The organism is Helicobacter sp., from assembly GCF_022770205.1.
Lineage (GTDB): Bacteria > Campylobacterota > Campylobacteria > Campylobacterales > Helicobacteraceae > Helicobacter_D.
Genome location: NZ_JALEIK010000024.1, coordinates 1 through 18,301 on the forward strand (window position 1 = coordinate 1; position 18,301 = coordinate 18,301).

Annotated in this window: 17 protein-coding genes; 9 read left to right on the plus strand and 8 right to left on the minus strand. The window is 36.3% G+C overall.

What is annotated here, in order from left to right:
* Window positions 1-199 precede the first annotated feature (199 nt).
* Window positions 200-2,176, minus strand: coding sequence for an excinuclease ABC subunit UvrB (gene uvrB, locus MRZ19_RS05225; protein ID WP_291031060.1), 1,977 nt, complete (start codon window positions 2,174-2,176; stop codon window positions 200-202).
* Window positions 2,177-2,289: 113 nt separating this feature from the next.
* On the opposite strand from uvrB, the gene MRZ19_RS05230 reads away from it, so the two are divergent.
* Window positions 2,290-3,882, plus strand: a complete 1,593-nt coding sequence (locus tag MRZ19_RS05230) for an ATP-binding cassette domain-containing protein (RefSeq protein ID WP_291031062.1) — start codon at window positions 2,290-2,292, stop codon at window positions 3,880-3,882.
* 11 nt (window positions 3,883-3,893) lie between these two features.
* Here MRZ19_RS05230 and MRZ19_RS05235 read toward each other — a convergent pair whose 3' ends face one another.
* From MRZ19_RS05235 to MRZ19_RS05265, 7 genes are all read right to left on the minus strand, one after another.
* Window positions 3,894-6,098: a hypothetical protein gene (locus MRZ19_RS05235; RefSeq protein WP_291031064.1), complete on the minus strand. Its 2,205-nt coding sequence runs from the start codon at window positions 6,096-6,098 to the stop codon at window positions 3,894-3,896.
* A 117-nt stretch (window positions 6,099-6,215) separates the two neighbouring features.
* A complete protein-coding gene (locus MRZ19_RS05240) occupies window positions 6,216-6,377 on the minus strand; it encodes a hypothetical protein (RefSeq protein ID WP_291031066.1) in 162 nt (53 codons plus the stop codon).
* Between the two features lie 44 nt (window positions 6,378-6,421).
* Window positions 6,422-7,663, minus strand: a complete 1,242-nt coding sequence (locus MRZ19_RS05245) for a restriction endonuclease subunit R (protein WP_291031068.1) — start codon at window positions 7,661-7,663, stop codon at window positions 6,422-6,424.
* Window positions 7,663-8,427 (minus strand): site-specific DNA-methyltransferase, encoded by a 765-nt coding sequence (locus tag MRZ19_RS05250; RefSeq protein ID WP_291031070.1) that lies wholly within the window; start codon window positions 8,425-8,427, stop codon window positions 7,663-7,665. Before MRZ19_RS05250 ends, MRZ19_RS05245 begins: the two co-directional genes overlap by 1 nt.
* Window positions 8,420-9,241: a site-specific DNA-methyltransferase gene (locus MRZ19_RS05255; protein ID WP_291031092.1), complete on the minus strand. Its 822-nt coding sequence runs from the start codon at window positions 9,239-9,241 to the stop codon at window positions 8,420-8,422. Before MRZ19_RS05255 ends, MRZ19_RS05250 begins: the two co-directional genes overlap by 8 nt.
* A gap of 121 nt (window positions 9,242-9,362) precedes the next feature.
* Window positions 9,363-10,247, minus strand: a complete 885-nt coding sequence (locus tag MRZ19_RS05260; protein WP_291031072.1) for a fumarylacetoacetate hydrolase family protein — start codon at window positions 10,245-10,247, stop codon at window positions 9,363-9,365.
* A 59-nt stretch (window positions 10,248-10,306) separates the two neighbouring features.
* Window positions 10,307-10,954 carry a DUF305 domain-containing protein gene (locus tag MRZ19_RS05265; protein WP_291031074.1) on the minus strand — a complete coding sequence of 216 codons (648 nt, stop codon included), beginning with the start codon at window positions 10,952-10,954 and terminating at the stop codon, window positions 10,307-10,309.
* A gap of 143 nt (window positions 10,955-11,097) precedes the next feature.
* Here MRZ19_RS05265 and ruvC point away from each other — a divergent pair, with 143 nt between their 5' ends.
* The 8 genes from ruvC to MRZ19_RS05305 all read left to right on the plus strand — a co-directional run bounded on the left by ruvC (window position 11,098) and on the right by MRZ19_RS05305 (window position 18,001).
* Window positions 11,098-11,577, plus strand: a complete 480-nt coding sequence (gene ruvC / locus MRZ19_RS05270; protein WP_291031076.1) for a crossover junction endodeoxyribonuclease RuvC — start codon at window positions 11,098-11,100, stop codon at window positions 11,575-11,577.
* A 2-nt stretch (window positions 11,578-11,579) separates the two neighbouring features.
* The gene (gene thyX / locus MRZ19_RS05275; RefSeq protein WP_291031078.1) at window positions 11,580-12,206 is read left to right on the plus strand and encodes an FAD-dependent thymidylate synthase; all 627 of its coding nucleotides are present in this window, start codon (window positions 11,580-11,582) and stop codon (window positions 12,204-12,206) included.
* Entirely contained in the window at window positions 12,199-14,334 is a 2,136-nt protein-coding gene (locus MRZ19_RS05280; RefSeq protein WP_291031080.1) for a ribonuclease R family protein, read from the plus strand. Before thyX ends, MRZ19_RS05280 begins: the two co-directional genes overlap by 8 nt.
* The gene (locus tag MRZ19_RS05285; protein WP_291031082.1) at window positions 14,335-15,348 is read left to right on the plus strand and encodes a DNA polymerase III subunit delta; all 1,014 of its coding nucleotides are present in this window, start codon (window positions 14,335-14,337) and stop codon (window positions 15,346-15,348) included.
* 86 nt (window positions 15,349-15,434) lie between these two features.
* Window positions 15,435-15,821, plus strand: a complete 387-nt coding sequence (rpsF, locus tag MRZ19_RS05290; RefSeq protein ID WP_291031084.1) for a 30S ribosomal protein S6 — start codon at window positions 15,435-15,437, stop codon at window positions 15,819-15,821.
* Between the two features lie 16 nt (window positions 15,822-15,837).
* On the plus strand, window positions 15,838-16,419 hold the full coding sequence (locus tag MRZ19_RS05295) for a single-stranded DNA-binding protein (protein ID WP_291031086.1): 582 nt from the start codon (window positions 15,838-15,840) through the stop codon (window positions 16,417-16,419).
* A gap of 9 nt (window positions 16,420-16,428) precedes the next feature.
* Window positions 16,429-16,686, plus strand: coding sequence for a 30S ribosomal protein S18 (gene rpsR, locus MRZ19_RS05300; protein WP_291031088.1), 258 nt, complete (start codon window positions 16,429-16,431; stop codon window positions 16,684-16,686).
* A gap of 154 nt (window positions 16,687-16,840) precedes the next feature.
* Complete coding sequence (locus MRZ19_RS05305; protein WP_291031090.1) at window positions 16,841-18,001, plus strand: cyclopropane-fatty-acyl-phospholipid synthase family protein; 1,161 nt, start codon at window positions 16,841-16,843, stop codon at window positions 17,999-18,001.
* The last annotated feature ends 300 nt before the right edge of the window (window positions 18,002-18,301 follow it).

The following is an 18,301-nucleotide window of genomic DNA, read 5'->3' on the forward strand; positions in this document are numbered from 1 at the left end:
CACCTTTAAAGAAATCCAAGACTTAACCAAACTTGATAAAGAAACCCTAAAGAGAAACCTAGAGAATAATCCTAGCTTTGAAGATGATATTATTAGCATTGTGCAAGATATTACTAAAAGTGTAGATGCAAAGTATTCTAAGAATGTAAGTTTAGAGATTAGTGTGTAGTGGGGGATATAGGAATCTTAAAGATGCAAACTACAACGCACGCAATTTTGCAATCTCATCGCGGAGTCTTGCTGCCTCTTCAAACTCTAGCTTTTTAGCCGCCTCTTGCATTTGCTTGCTTAACTCTTTCACAAGCTTTTCTCTCTCACTCTTTGGCATTTTTTCCTTACTTGCTTTTTTAGCTTTTTCATAAAGCATTCCTAAATCTTGGTTTTTTAAATCCTCATCAAGCTTCCTTGAAACACTCTTTGGCGTGATGTTATGTGCTTTATTATAGGCTTCTTGCTTGGCTCTACGATAATCTGTAATTTCCATAGCCTTTTGCATAGAAGGCGTGATTTTAGAAGCAAAGAGTAGTACGCGTCCATTAACATTTCTAGCAGCACGCCCCATTGTTTGAATAAGACTGGTTTCACTTCTTAAAAATCCTTCCTTATCCGCATCTAAAATCGCAACTAAAGACACTTCAGGCAAATCTAAGCCTTCGCGCAAAAGATTAATTCCCACTAAAATATCAAACTCCCCCGCCCTTAAAGCGCGAATGATTTGATTGCGCTCAATGGCATCAATATCAGAGTGCATATAGCGCACTTTTAAGCCTAAATCATTGTAGTATTTTGTTAGCTCCTCTGCCATTTTTTTAGTCAGTGCAGTTACAAGCACTCTCTCTCCTCTTGCAATCACTTCCTTTGCTCTATCATAAAGAATCGTAACTTGCTTATCCACTTCTAGCACTTCATACAAAGGGTCTAGCAAGCCTGTTGGACGAATCAACTGCTCTGCCGTGTGTGCTTTGCTTAAGTCTAGCTCTTTTTGTGCAGGTGTGGCGGAGACAAAGAGAAAATGCGGTGCTTTTATGATAAATTCTTCATATTTTAATGGGCGATTATCTAAAGCACTAGGCAAGCGAAATCCATATTCTACAAGCACTTCCTTGCGACTCCTATCGCCTGCATACATTCCGCCAAATTGTGGCAAACTCACATGACTTTCATCAACAATTAGCAAATAGGGCTGATTTTTTTGCGCAAAATAATCTAGCAAGGAATAAGGCGTCTCACCTGGCTTTTTGCCCGTTAAATGCCTTGCATAGTTTTCAATCCCTTTACAAATCCCTGTTGCTTGTATCATTTCTAAGTCAAATTCTGTGCGTGATTTTAAGCGTTCATATTCTACCATTTTGCCCATCTCTTTAAAAAACTTTAAGCGCAAATGCAACTCTTCTTCAATGCTTTTAACTGCTTGTTTTAGTCTATCTGCCCCCACGATAAAAGGATTTGCCGCATAAAGCACAAAGGATTCCAACTTTTTAAGCACTTTTTTCTCTATGGAATCTAAAAGCGTAATGGATTCTAATGCATCGCCAAAAAACTCCAAACGCACAATCTCTTCTTCACTATATGCGGGGAAAATATCAACCACCTCCCCATTTACCCTAAAATCCCCCCTGTCAAAAAAACTATCATTACGCTTATAGCCCATATCTATAAGGCGCAAAAGCAAGGACTTTTGATGGTAATCTTGCGCCACTTCAAATTTTTCAATCATTTCTAAATATTCTTTAGGATTTCCTAAGCCATAATTTGCCGAAACGCTTGCTACTACAATGCTATCATCATAGGCTAAAAGCGAAGTTGTCGCACTTAAGCGCAATCGCTCCAACTCATCATTAATGCTAGAATCCTTCTCAATAAACAAATCCTGCCGTGGAATATAAGCCTCTGGCTGATAATAATCAAAGTGAGAGATGAAATATTCAATATGATTTTTGGGGAAAAAGCCCTTAAACTCGCTATAAAGTTGCGCTGCTAGGGTTTTGTTATGCGTCATAATCAAGGTTGGCATTTGTAATTCTTGTATGATATGCGCCATTGAAAAGGTTTTACCACTGCCTGTAACGCCAATTAGTGTTTGGTATTGACTGCCTTTTTTGATAAAAGAACTAAGCGTTTTAATGGCTTCTGGCTGGTCGCCTGATGGCTTAAATTGTGAGTGCAAGGCAAACATATTTTAACCTATTTGTGGATTTTAAAAATGCGTATTTTATCTTATCTTTTGATAAAATTATGGCTTTGATAAAACTTTAATATGGAATCCAAAACTAAACGCAAGGAAAAATTATGGTGCAAATCACTGGGCTTGGTATGCAATATGCCACAAAAAAACTTTTTGAAAATGTGAATTTAAAATTGGATAAAGGCAAGCGTTATGGGCTAATTGGTGCAAATGGAGCGGGGAAATCCACCTTTTTAAAAATCCTAAGCAAAGAGATAGAACACACAAGTGGCGATATTGCCTTTGATGCAAACGCACGCTTAGGGGTGCTTGGGCAAAATCAATTTGCCTTTGAGGATTACAGCATTAAAGATTGCGTGCTTTATGGGAACAAACGCCTTTATGATGCGATTAAGGAAAAAGAAAGGCTTTATAGCAAGGGGGATTTTAGCGATTCTGTAAATGCGCGTTTAGGGGAGCTAGAGATGATTTGCGCGGAGGAAGATCCAACTTATGAATATGATGTGCAAATTGAAAAGATTTTAGAAGATTTAGGATTTCCTGCTAATCTCCACGAAAATTTGATGCAAACCCTAACAGGTGGGGATAAATTTAAGGTTTTACTCGCGCAAGTGCTTTTTCCAAAACCTGATATTTTGTTTTTAGATGAACCTACAAATAACCTTGATTTAAAAACGATTAGCTATCTTGAGGAGCAACTTAAGCGACACGAGGGAACACTTGTAGTCATAAGCCACGATAGACACTTTTTAAACAGCGTTTGCACGCATATTTTGGATTTAGATTTTAAAAGCGTGCGTGAGTTTAGTGGCAACTATGATGATTGGTATATTGCTTCTAATTTGATTGCAAAACAGCAAGAAATGGAGCGTAACAAAAAGCTTAAGGAAAAAGAGGAGCTAGAATCCTTTATCGCGCGCTTTTCTGCAAACGCAAGCAAGGCAAAGCAAGCCACTTCACGCCAAAAGCAGCTAGAAAAGCTTGATATTAAAAGCCTTGAAGTCTCAAGCCGCCGTGACCCTAGCATTGTTTTTAAGGCAAATCGCACCATCGGCAATGAAGCCTTAAATATTGAAAATCTAAGCTTTAATTATGATAATTTGTGTGTGTTAAAAAATCTAAATCTCACCATTCTACCGGGTGATAAAATCGCACTCATTGGAAGAAATGGGATTGGAAAAACCACATTTTGTGAGCTAATTTGTGAGAATTTAACGCCAGCAAGTGGAAGCATTAAATGGGGCGCAACAATTGAGAGGGGCTATTTTCCCCAAAACACGACAGAGCAAGTTAAAGGCGATGAAACGCTGTATGAGTGGCTAAGGGGATTTGACAAGAAAAAGGAGGCAAGCGAAATTAGAAATGCACTTGGCAGAATGCTTTTTAATGGAGAGGAGCAGGAAAAAAGTGTGAATTCCCTAAGTGGAGGCGAGAAGCATCGTATGATGCTAAGTAAGCTAATGCTAGAAGGGGGGAATTTTTTAGTGCTTGATGAGCCCACAAACCATTTAGATTTAGAAGCTATCATCGCGCTTGGTGAAGCCTTGTATAGGTATAGTGGCAATGTGATTTGCATAAGCCACGATAGAGAGCTAATTGGTGCGTATGCAAACCGCATTATTGAGTTTAAAGACAATAATGCAATCATAGATTTTCGCGGAAGCTATGAGGAATATTTGGAATCGCAAAATGTGTAGCGACTCCAACTTTATGCCCTATATTCCACTACGCAATAATTTGGTAGCATCTCCCTTAATCTTTGCGTTAAAGCTCTGCCCCTTTCAATAATCGCTTCATCGGTTACAGGGGTATAGTCCCCATTTTTCCATTCTAAATCCATATGTTCTCTAGCCCATTTATCCAAGTCTTTTTCTAGCTGTTTCGCTTCATTTGTTTGTAAAGAAATATTACAATCCTCTTCAATATTTTCAAAACAAATCCCAACGCCTTCTTCATCCCACAACGCATCATAATCCGCCATTACGTAGTAATACTTTATCTCCTTTATATCATCTTCGCCCTCAACATAAGTCTCCACATACGCATCGCCCTTAAAATGCGCCTTTAACGCCTTGGCAAGCTCTAATTTTTGCTCCTTAAAAACAGCATAAAGCTTTTTTAAAAAATCATCTGCATCATCCTTATACCAATACAGCCCATACTCATCGTGTAGTCTCTGCCACTGCTTAAATTGTCGCACTAAATCTTGCGGTAAATCTAAAGCCTCATACTCCACATTTGGAAACTCCCTTTCTTGCTTTTTATCACTCCAAAGACTCCATATCCCACTGCTACCAAACTCCTCCCACACTTGCAAATGCCATTTATGCTTGCAATGCTGATTGCCACAGGGCTTAATCTTTCGTTTTTGCTCTAATTGCTCTTTATGCTTTTGCAGGAGGCTTTCATATCGCTCTAGCACGCCTTTATTTGGCTCTTTTGTAAGATTTCTTTCCATAATGTCAATAATGCTTTGTGGAATCTCTTTGTAAGTTTCAATTACATTTAATGCCATATTGCGGCAGCGAGTTACAGGGCTTTGCAGGGCAGTTTCTACAAACTCTAGCCCGATAATTTCATCAAAATTTCTAAGATTTTGCACAATGAAACTTATCTCATCATACACCCTAAACTCCGCCCCAAGCCCTAGCTCATCTTTTGGCTCACTTTTTAAAGCCTTCAAGTCAAATCGCTCCTTTGCTAAAGCACAAAGCCTTTTATATCTATCTTTAGAATCTGTAAGCGTGAGCGGATACCACTCTTTAAACTCCTTGTTTTCACTAGCGATGTTAAACATATCCTCCCATATATCAATGCCAAGATACCTAGCAATGCTCCTTGCATCGTAGTTAAACACATCAGCACGGATTTGCCCCTCCCAATCAATCCCGCTATGAAAGGCTAGGGTATTGATAATATCTAGCAGTTCCTGCCTCTCACTCTCATCGTATTCTAGCTCCTCTTTAATAGGATCAATAAGCGCGCAAATAATGGCAAATCGCTCTATATTCATCGCTTTGTTTTTAGATTCTTTAATAAACAATGCGACTAGCTCTTTTGAGTGCGGATAGTCTGCAAAATGCACCTTGCTTAAGCCACAAAAGCTTTTTAGCATTTGCCCCGTTGCTGTGTAAATTTTTTCATCAAATCCCCTTTCTCGTATCAACCCTAGCAAATCGCCCTTCTCCAAACACTCAAGCACAATATGATCAATCCCAATCTCACATTTATAGCCCTCAAATAATAGCCACTCACGCTTTTTCTCATCATCAATTTTCACATAATCCACATAGGCGATTCTCCCCCAGCCCTTTGTGCATTGTGCAAGATAAAAGATTTCATCATTTTTCTCATTGCGTGCTAATGCCACGGCTACAAATCTCGCAAACTCATCTGCCAAGCCAAATTGCATAAGCATACTTATTTCTTTCTCATCAAGTCTGCAAACCCCAAGCACGGCAATACCAAACTTAATCGCCTCTCTATGCACCCCACTAAGCAGAAACTGCCTAGCCACAGTGATACAAAAATACAAAAGCCTCGCATTATTCTCCGCCTCATTCATCAATGCTTCTAAAAAATCATCAATATACCCAAGCGTTCTATGCTGGATAATAAACATATAAATCCCGCCCAAATGCTTATCTATCAATTCATCACTTAGCTCACTAGAATCCACTTCTGCAAAACACCTAAACATCGCAAGCAGCGTATCTGCACTATTTTTCTCATCTTTCCCCATAATGCCATCTAGCATTCCGGGCATAAAGTTCATCTTAGCAATTTCTGGCATAGAAATATGCAGGCTATCATCATCTGGCAAGTCTTTATCCAAGCCATCTTCTGTCGCATTATCTATAATCCATCTAAGCAGCCCCTGCTCCCCGCTTATAATCTTTTCATAGCTTTGCATAGTATTCCTTTTTGCAGTTTGCTTTATTATAGCATTTTAAGAAGTATTGCATAATTCTAATTAAGTGTTAAGAAATATGGAATCTTTAGTGCGCTTTTGCTCTTAGAAAGTCTGTGTTTAAGTATGACTTAAAACTTTATCATCTTTTACCACTTTTTTGTAAGCTTGTCTCTCCATCTCTTGCCACAACACCAAGCTTTTGATACATTCTTTTTGGATAGCTTTGATGAAAGATTCTATGAAGTTAAAATTGATGTTTTTAGAATCTAAAACGGGCAATAAACACGCATTTTTTAGATTTTACTTATAAAGTTCAAAGTTTTTCACAACTTAGAATTTAAAATGCGTTTATTATAATCTAACATAAGTTCTTGTTTTTCTGTGTCGTATTTTATATTGATGTTGTTTTCACAATGCACGACACAATCATTAAAATCACTAAAATTTGCATTATCATTTTCAAAGCTTAATCGCATATTTGTATTATTATTTTGTGTGATTTTTGCGTGTGAAAAAGCGTCTATATAAACCATATTTTCCCATTTATCAATGATTTGAAATTCAGCCCTACTTGCAGCCAAACACAAAGGCACAATATGATGTAGCTCAAAGCCTTTTTCCTTTGTGATATTATGCTTTTTGAAATACAAATATTTTTCTTTAATGGAGCGTTTAAGCTTGGTGTTGTCCTCATAGATTCCATAAGTTCCTGTGCGGATATACAGCTTTACATCGTGTTCGTTGTATTCAAAATATGCCATTTGTGTTAAGAGACTTAGAATCTGTTGTGTTTCATTTATCCAATTATGGAAGTCTCTCTTTTGTATTTTATCACCGCCAAATTTTTTGGGTTCACAATAAGATTTGATTTTTTCATTCAAAGCTTGTTTTTGAAATTTACTTAAAGTTCTGTAATCCTTAATGAGTGAGATAATATCACTACGATTATAAGTTTTAGAATCTAGTTTTTGATATAGAAAAGTTGCAAAAAATAAGACTTCATAGAGTGTTAAATAATTGCTCTCTAACTCCAAAATAATATGTAAAATTTCTTCACCAAAACCTTGCATAAGATTCTCCAACGCCCTTGTAAAAAATAAATTCTGCGTGAAAATATCTGTGCTTTGTAAAAATTCTATACCAAAATTTGTAAGAGCAATGTATTTTTTCGTGCCATTATCAAATGGACTTAATTGTTTCTTTTTGGTATTAAATCTATCAATAAGCCCCATTCTATGCAAATCTACAAAGATATTTTTACGCAAAGAATCTTGCGTGCAACGCCCAAGTTTTGAAGCGATTCTTGTCGTAAGTTCTGCATATTTTTCTTCACCTTCAATATTATATGGTCGCTTGCTTAAATCGCTTGTGCGGATTTGTAATAATGTATCCCCACAAAGATCATAAATCTCTTGTAAAATCACTAGGATTTCTTTTTGCGTGTAGCGATTGTGCTGTGAGATTTGCAACCCTCTATAATTATCGCTTTGCACTCGTTTTACTGAAAATTTTATACACTCTCTACTAGAATCTATTTGTAAAATCTCTTGTAAAATTTTATCCATTAATACTCCTTTATATTTAAGCTAGAATCCACATATTCAATACTCGCCTCACAGCCTATGAAATTCCGCCCTAAATCCCTAGCACACAGGCTTGTTGTCCCACTTCCGCTAAATAAATCTAGCACCAAATCCCCCTTTTTAGAGCTTGCCTTTATCATTCGCTCAATCATCTCTCTAGGCTTTATGGTTGGGTGGTGGAGCTTTTGCGTTTTGCCATTCTTTTTTTGCTTATGTCTTTGGCTAGTGATTTCCCACACATCAGGACAGAGTTTGCCATTTTCATTTGGATACCACCTTTTGCCATTTTTTAGGATTCCATTTTTTTTAGCGTGTTCTATGCGGCTTGTTGATTCATAAGGCACACGGATAGATTCTGGGTCAAAATAATAGCTTTTAGAATCCATTGTGTAAAATAAAATAGATTCTTGATTATTTACAAAGCGTTTTTTTGTCGTGCTTAAGCCATCTTTTTTATACCAAGTGATGAAGTTTTGAAACACGGCTTTTCCTTGTAAATAGTGCAAAAATAACGCACAATGATAAGGGGTATTAAAGATATAAAAACTCCCGCTTTTTTTCATTTTTGGCAGTAATAAATCTATCCATTTATAGCTAAATGTTAAAAACTCTTTTTCACTTTTAAAGCTATCCCAATGTGCTACTTTGAGATTATAAGGCGGATCAATTATGGCTAAATCAATGCTAGAATCTGCCAAAGATTCTAAAAAGCTAAAGCAATCTTGTATATAAATTTTATTAAGCATTTTCCTGCCCTTGTGTTGCAAATAATCCACACTGCCTAAGCTTTTCTTCAATCACACTTTTATAATGCGGATAAATCTCATAGCCTATGAAATTCCGCTCTAGCTCCTTTGCTACCTTTAGCGTTGTCCCACTGCCAGCAAATGGATCTAGCACAATATCCCCTATAAAAGAGTAGAGTTTAATAAGGCGGTAAGGAATGGCTTCGGGCATAATGGCAGCGTGCTTGCCAAAGGCTACATCACTTTTATTTGGTATAGGTATATCCCAGATTTGCTTGGTGTATTCTACCCATTCTTTTTGGCTAAGTTTGCTTTGCTCTTTTAGCTCTTGTGGTGTGTTTTGCGGCTTGCCATCTTTGACATAAATGGTGATAAATTCGCTTGTATTTTGCGCGTAAAAATTGCGTGGATAAGGGTAGCTTCCAAACATCAATTTTTTAGTGGTATTGGTGCGATTCCAAATATATAAATCAAGCAAAAAGAGAGAAGTAGATTCTAAAATGCTATGCTGTATATCGCTTTGTAAGTCAAAAATATGGCGATTATAATGCGTTCTCAAATCCTTTTTAAACATCGGCATTAAAGGCACATTGATACAAAGCTTGCCATTTGGCTTTAGCACCCGCTCACATTCACGCCATACTTTTAAAAGCTCTTGTATATAGATTTTATACTCGCTAATAGCACCTAAATCGCCCTTTTTAGAATGAGAATGTATAGAATCTTGATAGCCATTTTTCGCATAATCTTTGATATTAAAATACGGCGGACTTGTGATAATTAAATCTATGCTAGATTCACTCACTTCGCTCATATTTTGACTAGATTTATAAAAAACTTGATTCATTCATCTTTGCTAGCATCATCGCTAACCTTAACCTTGATTTTCGCGGAAGCTATGAGGAGTATTTGGAATCGCAAAATGTGTAGCGATTCTACTCTATGGCATTACATAAAATTCCGATTCCTTCTATCTCACAACGCACTTCATCGCCACTTTTTAGAAACTTTGGTGGTGTCAATCCCATTCCAACGCCACTTGGTGTTCCCATTGAGAGAATACTCCCCGCCTGCAACTTACAATAAGAAGATAGCTCACAAATCACACTTGCCACATCAAAAATCATTAAAGAAGTGTGAGAGTTTTGCCTAAGCTCCCCATTGACATAGCTTTTAATGCTTAAATTTTGCGGATTTAGCTCCGTTTCAATCCAAGGTCCCATAGGCAAACTCCCTTCCAAACTCTTGCCTGCATACCATTGCTTATGCTTTTGTTGTAAGTTGCGCGCTGAAATGTCATTAATAATCGTGTAGCCAAAAACATATTCTAAAGCCCTATCCTTTGGCACTCTATGCGCATCACGCCCTAGAATCACGCCAAGCTCCACTTCATAATCTAGCTGATTTGTAAGTTCTGTATGCGCTGGAATCTTCGCATTTGGAGCCACTGCCATATTTACGCGTTTGCTAAAATACACTGCATTTTCTCTTTTTTCATCTAAGCTTTCCTTTTTAAAGCGTGCGGATTCTTTAGCGTGTTCTAAATAATTAATCCCTAGACAAATCACATCTTGTTTAGGGTAGGGGATGGGGGAGAGCAACTCCACAGAATCTAATGCGCACAAAGGCTTGTGCGTGCTTGCGTGCATTAGGGATTCCAATATTTCTTGTGTGTGATGCGTAATAAACACATTCATATCTGTATAAATCTGTGGAATTTCACTTTTAAAAATGGAACTAAAGGGATAAACCAAATCTTTCTCCACAACGCCAAGTTGTGGAGCATTGCTTGAAGAGTGTAGAAATGTAATTAAACGCATAAGAATCCTTTTAAAAATTTACAGATTTTAACACAAATGCGCCCAATTCCTTATGATCTTTAGTGTGAAGCGTGAAGCAGCATTTCTTCAAACTGCTTAACTTCAGTTTCTTGGGCTGCAATGATTTGATTGGCAATCTTAGTTATTGTGGGATTATTTGTGATACTTAGGATTTGCCTTGCGGCATTAATTGCGCCATTATGATGGGCAATCATAGATTTCATATAAGCAGTTTCTAAGGTTTCATTCCTGCCAAGCTCAGACATCTTTTGCATCATTAAATCCATATCTTGCTTTTCTTGAAGGACAAACTGCTGGTATTGCTCTTTTGTTATCGTCTGGTCAAACTGCTTTGCATTGCGCAATAATTCTTTAAAATGTTTAATCTCTTTTTCTTGTTCAAGGATAATCCCTTCTGCAATTTTTTTTAGTTTAGGATCTAATGCCTTATTTTGAATGAGTTTTTTAGAGGACAGAATTGCGCCTTCGTGGTGGGGAATCATATTTTTTAAAAAGTCAATGTTAGGATTTCCGCTTTCTATAAATTGAGTGTTCATCATAGGGGCGTGCATTAAATCCACAACTTCTTGGATTGTAGTGTCTGATGCCATATTGTGCATATGATGGCTATGGCTTGCGTGAGAATTTGCCATAGACATTTGCACAAAAACGCTTGCGACAAAGCAGGAAAGAATTATTTTTTTCATAGAATCTCCTTATTTAAATTTAAGACTAAGATTCTAACTTGTATTTAGTTAATGAAAAATTAATACCATTATTATTCCGTTTAATCTGTTAAAAGAAATAACTTTAGTAGAATCCGAAAAAAATATTTTTCTGTAAGGTGGCGATGAATATTTTAGGAATTGATCCGGGAAGTAGAAATTGTGGCTATGCAATTATCAAGCTAGAAAATGGTGCAATTTCTTTAGTGGAGGCAGGGTTGATTAAAATTAAAGAGAGAATTTTACAACATCAAATTGTAGAATTTGTAGAAGGGATTGATTTAGTTTTAAAGAGTCATTGCATTAATAGTGTTGCTATTGAAGATATGTTTTATGCGTATAATCCTAAAAGCGTGATTAAACTAGCACAATTTAGAGGAGCTTTGAGCCTTAAGATTTTACAAGAACTTGGGAATTTTGCAGAATACACGCCTTTACAAGTTAAAAAGGCACTCACAGGCAATGGAAAAGCTACAAAAGAACAGGTTGCATTTATGGTAAAACGCTTGCTTGGCATCAAGGGTCAGATAAAACCCCTTGATATTAGTGATGCCCTTGCGATTGCTATCACACACGCACAACGCTTAAAACTTCAAAAAGGATAAAAATGCAAATAGAATTGTTATCTTACACAAATTTAAATGTTTGCTCTCACGCAATTAGAACTTGTTGGCAGAGTTTTGAAAAGGGCGATAGCGGCGGTGAAAAAGATAAAGAATTAATTGATAGAGTAGGAAATAAATTAAAACACGCTTCCACGCTAGAGCATTTACATTATACCTTTTACATTCAAGGGATTAGCAGGGCTTGTTTGCAAGAATTGGCAAGACACAGAATGGCATCTTTGAGTGTAAAATCTAGTCGTTACACACTAAAAGAGCTCAAAGAGGTGGAATCCTTTTTGCCACTTTGTGGTGAAAATTACAAAAGAGCAGAGCAATTTTTGGTTTTTACAGAAAATCAAGCAGTCAATGAAGCATCTATCTATGCGTTAGAAAATTTGCGTAAATTGCTAATAACAAACATTAGCAATGATTTAGCAAAATTTGCAATGCCAGAATCGTATAAAACTGAGCTAACTTGGAGTATTAATGCAAGAAGTTTGCAAAATTTTTTAGCATTGCGTAGTGCAAAGTCTGCTTTGTGGGAGATTAGGAAGCTAGCATTGAATCTTTTTAATGCCTTGCCACAAGAGCATCAATTTATTTTTAATGACACAATAAAAGATGCTTGAATTTTTAAACTTTCTTAAAAATGGGATTCCACTGGATTTTAAACTTGCGGAATCTTTTTTAAAGCTTTTAGAATCCTTGCGTGCTTTTGATGTGCTAGAAGTGCGCAAAAATTGCTATGTGCTAAAAAAGCAATTTTGCATTGGAAGAATTGAACTTGCAAAAGAAGGCTATGGCTTTGTGATTCCTTTACCAAAAAGCAAAGAGCGCGATTGGCTGATAGAGAAAAATTTGTTAAAAGGAGCGCAAAAAGGCGATATTGTGCTAGCTAAAGCACTTAATAGACAACGCAACACACGCATTTATGCAAAAGTGCTTCAAATCTTAGAAGCAAAACAAAGCAGTGTGCTTTGCTATTTGGAAAAGTCCAAGCTTGATTGCATATCCATTTCAATTCCCAATGAGATTCCTTATAAAATTAAAGCCACGCAAAAATCTCTAAAAACACTTCCGCCAAACACACTTTTAAAACTTAATCCCAAAGATGGCGAGATTTTAGAGATTTTAGGCACATTAAGAGAGCCGCAAATTGATGAAACAATCGTGCTAAGTTTGTATGATAGGCAGGAATCTTTTAGCTTACAAGCAGAACTTGAAGCAGAGAGTTTTAAAGCTGTGCGTTTAAAGGATTTTAAAGAAAGGGTAGATTGCACGCATTTGCCCTTTTGCGCGATTGATCCTGTGGGGGCAAAGGACCACGATGATGCGATTTTTTATGATGGGGAAAATTCCACGCTTTATGTTGCTATTGCGGATGTGAGTTATTATGTTAAAAAGGATTCTGCCCTTGATTTAGAAGCAAGAAATAGGGGCTTTAGCGTGTATTTTCCACATAAATCCATTCCAATGCTACCAAGGGCTTTAAGTGAAAATCTTTGTTCTCTTAGTGAGGGGAATTTACGCCTTGCGGTGGTGTGGAAAATGCGCTTACACAAACGCACAAAAGCGGTGCTAAATAGTGAGCTTTTTGAAGCAGTGGTAAAAGTGCGCCAAAAACTCACTTATGCAGATGTGGATATGCTTTTAGAAACAGGGCATCATAAAAACATAAAACCAAGCATAAAACCAATGCTATTTGCGCTCAATGATTTAGCTCAAAAGCTCCGTCAAAAGCGACTAAAAAATGGATTTGACTTTTTAGGCGATGAGAGCGTGATGGAGCTTGATAAAAATTATGAGCTCAAAGATTTAAAAACGGAATGTCAAACACAAAGCCATCAGCTTGTAGAGGAGTGTATGCTGCTTGCAAATATACAAAGCGCACTTTTACAAAGCAAACAAAGCACGCAAACAGATGGGCGATTAAAACTAGGAATCTACCGCGTGCATAATGCCCCAAAGCTAGAGAGTATCCAAGATTTATTTGCAGAGTTTCGCTTACTTGGAATCTACCATAAAAAAAAGATTCCACAAAATACTAGGGATTTTCATAGGGAAATTTTAGAAATTCAAGCCCTAGCAAAGCATTCTAATATGGCAACAGAAGTGGATAAGCTTATCATCCGTTCAATGCAGCAAGCTGTCTATGCAAGCCATAATATCGGGCATTTTGGGTTAGGATTTGAAGCTTATAGCCACTTTACTTCTCCTATCCGCCGTTATAGTGATTTGCTCTTGCATAGAATCTTAAAAGCAAAAATACAATTAAATGAAGAATCCCTAGAATCTTTGCCGCAAATTTGTGAAGATTTGAGTCAAAAAGAAAGGGAGGTTGCAAAAATAGAAATAAACTTTAAAGATCGCAAATTTGCGCGTTTTTTAAACAAAAAAATCGGACAAGCCTATGTAGGTGTAATCATTAACGATAAGCATCCAGAATTAATTGCACTCACTACACCGCCTTTACAAGGAGCGCGTGTTGTGTGTTTAAAAGGAATGGGTGTAAAATACCAAAAAGTGCGTGTGCAAATCCTTGATGTTAATCTTGCCACAGCAAAGGTGTATGGCAGAATTTTAGAATGTTTTAAGGAAGGATTTGGAATCCAAAGTGAGCAAATTTCTAAATATCCTTATGTGCACCACAAGGCAAAGCTTAATGCTAAGAAAATGCGTCAAAAGATTAAAAAAAGCAATAGGATAAGAAGTCAAAGTGCAAGTTATAAGCCCCGTCATAAGCGCAAAAGGAAATGAATGTATAAAAAAGAATTTGACACAAAACTTGCTCAAAATGTGCAAGTTCGCGCGATTTTTCTTTATGGAGCAGATGCATTTTTAATCGGACATTATGGGGAGAAAATCGCAAAAATTGCACTAGATAGAGGTTTTGAAAAAAACAGCTTTTACTTTGGTGAATTTGATTTTCAAAGCGCGCTTAATTGCTTCTCTCAAGGCTCACTTTTTGGCAATGATGCACTAGTTTGGATAAAAATAGAAAAAAAGATTCCGAAAAAACAACTAGACACACTCATAGAATCTTTGCTTAAAAATGGTAATGGAATTTTAATTGTAGAGTTTTATCAAGCAGAAAATAAAACAAATGCAGAGTATATGGCAGATGCTAAGGCTATGATTGTGAGTTTTGGTGGGAGTTTAGCAAAACAAGGCGTGTTTGAAGTGCGCTTTTTTGCACCAAACTTTTATGAAGCAATGCCGATTTTGCAAGGATATGCAAGAGAATTGCGCATTAAGATTCCAGATTTTTTACTCCATAGAATCTTTGAACAACAAAATTTAGATTTAGGTTTAAGTGTTGCAGAGCTTAGAAAATATGCAATTTTTGAGCAGGAAATCACCGCAGAAATGGTAGATAGCCTAGGTTATGGGCTAGGCAGTGTTGAGGTGGATGAGATTTTAGAGTTATTACTTCTTCAAAAGCCTTATTTTGTAAAGCTTTCACAATTTATGGAGCAAAACTTTGATGAAAATCAACTTATAAGAGCGGTGCAGAAATATTTTTTGACTCTTTTTTTGCTCACAAGTCATATCCGACTAAAAGGCGATTCTAATCTTACAGATACGCTAGGCTATAATCCGCCAAAGGCAATTTTAGAGAAAAAGAAGGCTTTTGCAACAAAAATCAAAGAAGCGCAGTATGAATCTATATTTGTTATATTAAACACTTGGAGGGAGGAATTTTTAAAAGGAATGAATCGTGGGAATGGATTTTTAAATACTTTAATAAAAATACAAGCAATTTTAAAGTAGAATCTAGCCCTTTACAATATTGTAAAAAACCATAATCCTTGCTCTTTGAACTAAGTTACAAAAGGGCAAATCCATAAGGAGACTCTATGCGTTTTTATGAAACGATGTTTGTGGTAAAACCCACTTTAACACAAGAAGAAATCACGCAAAAGATTGATTTTTACAAAGCTGCAATCCTTAGCAATGGAGGCGAAATTAGCGTAACTTTAGATATGGGAATGCGCAATCTTGCTTATGAAATTAAGAAAAACAAGCGCGGATATTATTTTGTGATCTATTTTAAAGCTGAGCCAAAGCTTGTTTTAGAATTAGAGCGTTTGTATCGCATTAATGAAGAAATTTTGCGTTTTATTGTGATTAAATATGAGAACAAAAAAGAACAAAAGGCATGGGAAACATTAGTGGATCGTGCGATTAATAATAAAAAATCAGCACCGCTAAAAGAAGTTGAATACAAACCGCAAGATACTTAATCTAAAAGGATATTAGATGTTTAACAAAGTCGTTTTAGTTGGAAACTTAACCCGTGATGTTGAGTTGCGTTATTTGCCAAATGGGAGCGCATTAGCAAAACTAGGACTTGCAACAAACCGCCGTTACAGAAAACAGGATGGTTCGCAAGGCGAGGAAGTGTGTTTTGTGGATGTGAATCTTTTTGGACGCACAGCTGAAGTGGCAAACCAATATCTAAGACGCGGTTCTCAAGTGTTGATTGAAGGGCGTTTGGTATTGGAGAGTTGGACAGATAATAATGGGCAAAAGCGTAACAAGCATAGCATTACTGCTGAGAGTATGCAAATGCTTGGCGGAAGAGCAGAAGGTGGAATCCAAAATGGCGGATATAACCCAAATAGTGATTATCAGGCGGATTATGAGCAAGGGGGCTTTAACGGAAATTCTAATAATGGCTATGATGGCAATAGTAGTTATCAAGGTGGCTATAACAACCAAAATAATTACGATAGCCAGCCAAATTACCAAAAACCAAAAGCACAAAAACCGCCACAAAAACCGCAAAAGGACGATGAGATTCCAGTGATTGATATTAATGATGAAGAAATACCATTTTAAAGGAATATTATGGCAGAGAAAAAACGCTATTCAAAAAGATATTGTCGCTACACAGAAGCAAAGATTGAGTTTATTGACTACAAAGATGTGGAGATGTTAAAACACTCTCTTTCAGAGCGCTATAAAATTATGCCACGCCGCTTGACAGGGAATTCAAAAAAATGGCAAGAGCGTGTGGAAGTTGCGATTAAACGCGCAAGACATATGGCACTTATCCCATATATCGTAGATCGCAAGAGAGTAGTTGAAAACCCTTTTAAAATCTAAATTTAACTTTAGCTTTTCATAAAATAGAAGAGCTAAAGTTAAATCTTTTCTTACCTAAGATTAACAGCTTCCAATACCCATATTTTTATTAAACTTTAAAATTTAAAAATATATTATTTTCTAAATAATAATTTTTATCATTTGGAGTTCAAAAATGCTAGAAAAAAGATTACTTAAAAATATCTTATCAAAATGGAATTATGGTGACTTTAAGCTTGTATTTTGGGACGGCGAAGAAGTAAGTGTGGGCAAAAACCCTCCAAAATTCTCTTTAGTTGTTAAAGAAAAGATTCCTTTGTTTGCTCTCTTTAACGATACAAGCTTGGTGATTGCTAAACATTATATGGAAGGTAAGCTTGAAATTTATGGAGATTATGATGAGATTGCTAGAGTTTTATATTATTTTTCTAATAAAAAATATTTAAAAAATAAAAATGATATTTCTAGCAAAATCACACAAAAACAAGAAAGTGAGAATATAAAAAGCCATTATGATTTAGGAAATGATTTTTATAAGTTATGGCTTGATGAAACAATGAGCTATTCTTGCGCATATTTTAAAAAACCTGATGATTCCCTGTATCAAGCACAAATCAATAAAATTAAACACACTTTAAAAAAGCTTGATTTAAAGCCCGGAGAAAATCTTTTGGACATAGGTTGCGGCTGGGGTTGGTTATCCATAATGGCGGCGCAAAAATATGGTGTTAAAGTTGTTGGCGTTACCATTTCAGAAGAGCAATGTAAAAAGGCTACGCAAAGAGTGCGTGAGTTGGGCTTAGAACATCAAATAGAAATTAAGCTTGAGAATTATCAAGATATGCAATATGAAAATCACTTTGATAAGGTTGTTTCTGTGGGAATGTTTGAGCATGTGGGCAAAGAAAATTTAGGATTGTATTTTATGAAAGTCAAGCAAGCGTTAAAGCCCGGAGGTTCTTTCTTGCTGCATTCTATTTTAGCAATGTTTGAAGGCAAAACGAATGCTTGGATTGACAGATACATTTTCCCCGGAGGTTATCTGCCTTCTTTAAGGGAAGTTGTAAGCACGATGAGTGAATGGGATTTTCACCTTTTGCTTGCAGAGAGTTTAAGAATCCATTATGCCAAAACTCTTGATATGTGGGCTAAAAATTTTGATGCACACATAGAGGAGGTAAGAAAAATGTATGATGAGCAGTTTGTTAGAATGTGGGGGCTATATTTGCGCTCTTGTGCTTCTGCATTTAGGGTTGGCAATATTGATTTATTCCAATTTTTAATGACAAAAGAGATTAATAACACATTATCGAATACATTTATCAATCTTAATTAAAAACTTTAACTCGTTAGCCTATTTGTCTCTCTCAATTAACAATTTAAGAAAAATTGAGTGAGGCATAGAACTCTCTAACTCCCTTCGCTCCATTCTTTTAGAGTTTTTTCAAGCTCTATCTTTTGGGGTGAGCTACAAAGTCTCTTAGCAAGTTTTGGCATAGATGCGTCTAATGCTACACAAAATTTAAATATTTTTTACCTATAATAAATGCTTTGTTAATCTCTAAAGAAAGGTGGAAAGATGTCAGCATTTATGATACTCTCAACATTGCTTGCTGTTGTGGTTGTGGCGTATTAT